This window comes from Streptomyces sp. NPDC056527, assembly GCF_042794475.1.
In the GTDB taxonomy this organism is placed as follows: Bacteria; Actinomycetota; Actinomycetes; order Streptomycetales; family Streptomycetaceae; genus Streptomyces.
Map to the genome: position 1 here is coordinate 1 of NZ_JBHTTQ010000195.1, position 5,801 is coordinate 5,801.

6 protein-coding genes are annotated in these 5,801 nt (G+C 70.5%); 1 reads left to right on the forward strand and 5 read right to left on the reverse strand.

Going from position 1 to position 5,801, the window contains the following annotated elements; translation table 11 throughout:
- Window positions 1-216: 216 nt before the first annotated feature.
- The 4 genes from ACFQ7Q_RS37345 to ACFQ7Q_RS37360 all read right to left on the reverse strand — a co-directional run bounded on the left by ACFQ7Q_RS37345 (window position 217) and on the right by ACFQ7Q_RS37360 (window position 3,882).
- Complete coding sequence (locus ACFQ7Q_RS37345; RefSeq protein ID WP_383563482.1) at window positions 217-1,722, reverse strand: SulP family inorganic anion transporter; 1,506 nt, start codon at window positions 1,720-1,722, stop codon at window positions 217-219.
- Window positions 1,723-1,736: 14 nt separating this feature from the next.
- A complete protein-coding gene (locus ACFQ7Q_RS37350; RefSeq protein ID WP_383563485.1) occupies window positions 1,737-2,318 on the reverse strand; it encodes a carbonic anhydrase in 582 nt (193 codons plus the stop codon).
- A 69-nt stretch (window positions 2,319-2,387) separates the two neighbouring features.
- Window positions 2,388-2,777: a hypothetical protein gene (locus ACFQ7Q_RS37355; protein WP_383563488.1), complete on the reverse strand. Its 390-nt coding sequence runs from the start codon at window positions 2,775-2,777 to the stop codon at window positions 2,388-2,390.
- Between the two features lie 616 nt (window positions 2,778-3,393).
- On the reverse strand, window positions 3,394-3,882 hold the full coding sequence (locus ACFQ7Q_RS37360; RefSeq protein ID WP_383563491.1) for a MarR family transcriptional regulator: 489 nt from the start codon (window positions 3,880-3,882) through the stop codon (window positions 3,394-3,396).
- A gap of 107 nt (window positions 3,883-3,989) precedes the next feature.
- On the opposite strand from ACFQ7Q_RS37360, the gene ACFQ7Q_RS37365 reads away from it, so the two are divergent.
- Window positions 3,990-4,346 carry an HGxxPAAW family protein gene (locus ACFQ7Q_RS37365; RefSeq protein ID WP_383563494.1) on the forward strand — a complete coding sequence of 119 codons (357 nt, stop codon included), beginning with the start codon at window positions 3,990-3,992 and terminating at the stop codon, window positions 4,344-4,346.
- A gap of 218 nt (window positions 4,347-4,564) precedes the next feature.
- On the opposite strand, the gene ACFQ7Q_RS37370 is transcribed toward ACFQ7Q_RS37365, so the two are convergent.
- On the reverse strand, window positions 4,565-5,344 hold the full coding sequence (locus ACFQ7Q_RS37370; protein ID WP_383563496.1) for a class I SAM-dependent methyltransferase: 780 nt from the start codon (window positions 5,342-5,344) through the stop codon (window positions 4,565-4,567).
- Window positions 5,345-5,801: the final 457 nt, after the last annotated feature.

Here is a 5,801-nt window from a genome sequence, read left to right on the forward strand (position 1 = left end):
GTGTCGTGATCATGCTCCCGACACCAGCCCCCGCCTCGGCGGGGCCGCGACCCGTACGGGCGTTACGTTACGTGCCTACGCGCCACATCCGGGCGTACGCGGCATGCGTGCCCTCACAGGCGGACGTGCGTGCCCTTCGGGGTGATCGTGTCGAATGCCCCGCCGCGAACGGGGGGCGACGCGGCGCGCGCCGTCCCCCCCGTAGACCCCGCGGTTTCAGTGCGGGGTGCTCACCGAGCCTGCGGCGGCGCCCTGATGGCTGTCTGGGGATGTATCGGCGCGGACGGCCTCGGCGTCGGCGCCGCTGTGCCGTTCGGCCCACGTCTCCAGAGCCGCCCGGCAGGCGTGGTCGAGATGGTGGACCCCGGAGAGGTCCAGGACCACCCGGCGGTCGCTGGGCAGGGCTTCCAGGCTGTCGAGTATCTGAGGCAGCCTCAGGAAGGTGACTGTTCCCTGGATCCGTACGCGGATCGCGCCGCGTCCGTCGTCGCTGTGCTCGATCCGCAGGTGCGAGGCCTCCCAGGCGGCCTTCGCCACCGACAGGACGAGGCCGATCAGGACACCCTCGAACATGCCGACCGCGACGATCGCCGTCGCAGTCGCCACGAGGACGAGAGCCTCACCCCTGTGACGGCGCCAGAGCGTCAGGACACCCTTGAAGGGAATGAGCTTCCAGCCCGCGTGCACGAGGATCCCGGCCAGCGCGGCCAGGGGGATGTACGCGAGTACGGCGGGCAGCAGGGCGACGAAGAGCAGCAGCCAGACGCCGTGGAGGACCCGGGACGCCTTCGTACGGGCGCCGGCCTCCACGTTGGCCGAACTCCGCACGATGACCGCGGTGAGCGGCAGCGCGCCGAGCAGGCCGCACAAAGTGTTGCCCGCGCCTTGCGCGACAAGTTCCTTGTCGTAGTCCGTGCGCGGTCCCGAGTGGAGCCGGTCGACCGCCGCCGCGCTGAACAGCGACTCGGCGGAGGCGATCAGCGCGAACGCGAGGACCGTGCCGAGGAGAGCCGGCTCGGCGAGGGACGAGAGGGCTGTTGCTCCCGGCAGGTGGACGGCCTCCAGCACACCGCTCACCCGCACGGTCTCCACCGGAAGGCCGAACACGGCGGTCGCGAGGGAGGCCAGAAGGACCGCCACCAGAGCGCCGGGCACCGCCCGTGCACGGCCCGGCATCCGCCGCCAGCCGACGATGAGGAGGACCGTACCTGCCCCGAGGGTGAGCGACACGAGGGCCGTGCGGCTGCCCAAGGCCTCGACCAGCGCGCCCGGCAGGCCCATGAGCTTGTCGAGACCGGAGTCCGGGGCGGGAATCCCCGCCGCCGCGTAGAGCTGCCCGGCGATGATGACCAGACCGATGCCCGCGAGCATGCCCTCGACGACGGACAGGGAGATCGCGCGGAACCAGCGGCCCCACCGGAGGAGGCCCATCGCGATCTGCAGCACGCCGGCCGCCAGCACGATGACTCCGAGCGCGGCGAGGCCGAAGGTGCGGACCGCCTCCAGGACGAGCACGGTGAGGCCGGCGGCCGGGCCGGAGACCTGGAGACTGCTGCCCCGCATCAGGCCGGTGACGACACCGCCGACGATGCCGGTGATGAGGCCCAGTTCGGCGGGGACGCCCGAGGCGACGGCGACGCCCAGGCAGAGCGGGAGGGCGACGAGGAAGACGACGAGCGAGGCGGCGAAGTCCTGCCGCAGGAAGGAGAAGGAGCGCGGCATCCGGATCTCCCTCCTCACAGCGCCTCGAAAGCATCGGTTCCGGAGCGGTACTCCAGAACGGCGCCGGTGTGCACCTCGTAGTACCAGCCGCGCAGGCGGAGTCGGCCGGTCACCAGCCTCCGTTCGACGCACGGATACGAGCGCAGGCGGAGCAGTTGGGCGAGGACGTGGCCGTGGACGGCGTCGGTGACGGCCGGGTCGTCGGGGCTGCCCGGGGCGCCGTCGGGGGCGGCATGCGCGAGCCAGTCCCGCACGGCGGGCACGCTGCTCAGGTCGTCGCCGCGGACGAGGGCTCCCACCGCGCCGCAGTGCGAGTGGCCGCAGACGACGACGTCCTCGACGCCGAGGACCTCGACGGCGTACTCGATGGTGGCGGCCTCCCCGCTGGGGGTACCGGTGCCGTACGGGGGCACGATGCCGCCCGCCGTGCGCAGCTCGAAGAGCTGGCCCGGCCGGGCGCCGGTGATCAGGGCGGGTACGACCCGGGAGTCGGAGCAGGTGACGAACAGGACAGCCGGGGACTGGCCCGCGGCGTGCGGGGCGAACTCCTCAGGGCGCTGTCCGAATCGGCGGGCGTTGTCGATGAGGGGCTGCATGAATGTTTCCTCCTGGCGCGCCGTGGGGGCGCGTCGGGCTGACAGGTCGGCGCAGAGTGAGGCCGCCTGTCAGCAGAGGAACACCTGGAGGGCGGAGGGGTCGTGGGCGGCGAGCGGTCTCGACCGGGTGTCCGGGCCGCCGGTGCGGCCGCCCGGCGGGTCTGTCAGCGGCGCGGCGCGGGTGACGAGCGACGGCGGGCCGGGAGGGCCTGCGGGCGCGGTGACGGCTCGCCGCCGGTCACGGTGGAAAGCGGAGCTCCCCGGGGTGTCCGCCTCGCCGCCCCCGGCGTGCGCGGACTCGTATGCCGGGGCCGGCGCGAGCTGCTGGACGCGGGGCTGGAGCTGCTGGAGCTGGGGCGCCGGCCCGGCGAGGGTGGGCAGGGCGCTGGTGCCGCAGAGGAGGGCGAGGACGAGAAGGAGGGTTGCGCGCAAGGCCACGGACATACGGACGGACGGCATCGTGAACGCTCCTCCCTCCGGTCACACCATCGTCGGAATTCACCAAAGCAAGCTCAAGGGCGAGTCAACGAAGAGTAATGCGCCCATGTGAACGGCACCCCGCAACACCCTTGCCATACGAAGGTTTTCGAATGGAATCAGCCGGATGTTGACGCGAACGGCAGCGTCGGAACGGGTCCGCCCCCTGGAATCCGTCAGGTCGGGCGCTGCCATCACATGTCCTTCATGCCCTCGCATGGAACGGGCGCGGGTCTGCCCCCGGGCGCGCCCGGGAGCCGCGCCGCGGCGTCCGGCGTCAGGGGGCGCAACCGGCTCTGATGAGCTTGCCTCAGACAGCAATGAGTAGCGCCGGATGGTCACTGCCGAACGCAAGGGACGTCTGCCCCGGAAGCAGGAGGGTCACTTCATGCGCCTGCGCTGCGCTGAGGTCGTCTCCACGCGGGTGCCCGGTGCGGCCTTGGCCGCCCTCGGCATGGTCACCGGCTCGTCTGCTGCCGGGGAGTTGTGTGTGGAAGCTCGTCGTCGTGCTGCCGTATCAACGCTTCACCAGGGCGAGGGGGTGAGGTTGACGGTGGGGTTGTGGGAATCGGCGGGGTGTTCAGCGGTCAGAGGGTGGTCATCCGGAGACGCCCTCGCGGATCTCGTCCAGTGAGTCCTGGAGCAGGGTTCTGGCGCGGGTGAACCAGTCCGCGAGTACGGCGATTTCGTCCGGGCGGTAGTCGGCGAAGAGCAGGCCCAGGCGCTCGTAGAAGGGGCCGTAGGCCTCAAGGATGCGCTCCAATGCGGACTCCTCCATGACCACCCGAACCCTTCGGCGATCCTGCGGGTCCGCTTCGCGGCGGATGTACTGCGCCTTCTCGAGGCGGTTGAGGACGCCGGTCACCGCACCGGTTGTCAGCCGAGCCCGGTCGGCGAGATCGCCCGCCACCAGCGATTCGCCGGCGGTGGCTGCTTCGACGAGGAAGCCGAGGCAGGTCAGATCCGTGACGTTGAGGCCGAGCAGCCGCGCGATGTCCTGCTGCCCGAACTGTGCGGTCGCGATCATCCGGTCCATCGCGTACAGCGCCTGCTCGGCTGTCGCCGCCGGTCGTGCCTTGCCCTGCACCACGCATCCCCTTAGTATCTAAGTAAATTATCTTGCGAGATAAGATATCTCTGGGTGGGTGAGCCGCGGCTCCCCGCTCCAGCATCCCATTCCCCGAGGAGACGCCTGTGAGCGCGCACGGAGACTACGATTTGGGCCATACGGTCGCCGGCTGGACAGGCACAGGCATAGCCACTGTCGGTTGCACGGCGATGGGCGTGGCGTTCGCAGCCCGCTCGACCGTCGGACTGGTGCTGGGTGGAGTTGTGGTTGTCCTCGCCGCGCTCACCACGTGGTTCCTCCACCTGGCAGGGTGGGGCAAAGCCTCCGGCCCGAGGCCGGTCGATCAGCAGCCCTGGCGCGTCCGAGACGTGGCGGCACGTCACGGCCATCCCGACTGCCTGGGCTGCCGGATGGCGGGACGCAACCCTGCTGAAGTCCCCGCCATCGCGATCGAGCCCACGCTCGCGGAACAACCGTCGTAGTCAGGTTCTACGTCGACGCAGGGAACTGGCCTCACGGTTGAGAAGGTCGTGCTGGCTGGTCATCCTGGCGAAGAGCAGGCGTTCGTGGTCAGGGCTGTCGGTAAGCCTGACGCTGCATGCCGCTGTGGCCGAAGCCTCCATCGTGCCGCCCTGGGTCGTTCAGCCGCTGTCTGCTGGAGGTGCGCTGACTGTCCGGGCCAGGTGAGACTGCGGACGCTTCACAGTGCCCGGACGCGCAGCACGCCGGTCAGCATCGGGAGAGTGAACTCGCCGACGGCGGTCTCCGGTCTGCTCGTGAGGAAGGTGCGGATCCGGCCCAGGGTGGCCTGTTGCTCCTGCTCCGGCATGACGAGTACGCCCGCGCGCGTCGCGATGGTGGCGACGAGAGAGTCGGCGGTGCGGCGCTGCCCGTGCGGGAACTCGGTCTGCTCTGGTGAGCTGAACCGGGCGGCGTCGCCAGTCTTCGGAAGGTGCATGTCGGCCGTTTCGGCGCGCCAGCTGGCGGGAGTGTCACGCGAGCCGATGGCCGCGCTCCCGCTCACTCGCGCCAGCCCGGCAACCCACTCGACCCGGTCGTCCATGAGGTTCCACAGGCCCGCCAGGATGCCGCCGGGTGCGAGAACCCTGGCGATCTCGGGTCCCGCGACGGCCATGTCGAACCAATGCATGGCGTTCCCGGCCAGCACTGCATCGACGGACGCGTCCGGCAGCGGAATCGCCTCGGCAGTACCCGACAGGGCACGAACCGCCGGCAGTGAGCGGCTCAGCTCGGTCAGCATGGCAGGGTCGGGTTCGACCGCTGTGACTTCGGCACCCAGCGCGACCAGCGTGGCGGTCAGCTTGCCGGTTCCGGCGCCGAGGTCGAGCACGCGCGGGCCGGGCGCGGGTTCGAGCGCCCAGCGCACCGCGGCCGGCGCGTAGTCCGGACGGTGCTCGGCGTATGAGACTGCTGCCGAGCCGAACGACGAGGCGTGAAGCAGCCGTTCATCCTGATCCATGCGTTGACGCTACCGGTGGCTGCCGGCGGTCGGCTACCCCGCCGCACAGGGCGGGGAGCTCCTTCGGGCCTGGACTTCTTGTGTCGGCCTCGATCCGGAGGTGGGTGACGACCGGGCCCAGGTGCAGGCCCGCTGTCAGCACCGGAACAGGTCGTCGACCCGTCCCACGGCCCGGAGCCCTGCGGCGCGTCCCGCCACGGTGCACCAGTCCGCGTCCGCCGCCGCGTCCACACCCGCAGACGACCCGGTTTGAGGCCGTGCGGCAGCAACGGCTCAAGCCGAGCCCCTGGCCATTCGTCGGATCCCCACGTCTCGCAGGACGTGATCATGGACGACCGGGATCCACCTTCATCGAGGTCCTAAGCTTGTTCTTTATCTACCAAGATCTTCCAGGCTTGCCGATGGCCTTGAGGGTCTCGGGGCGTTTGACGGTTTTGCCGACGTCGTAGCGGGGTGC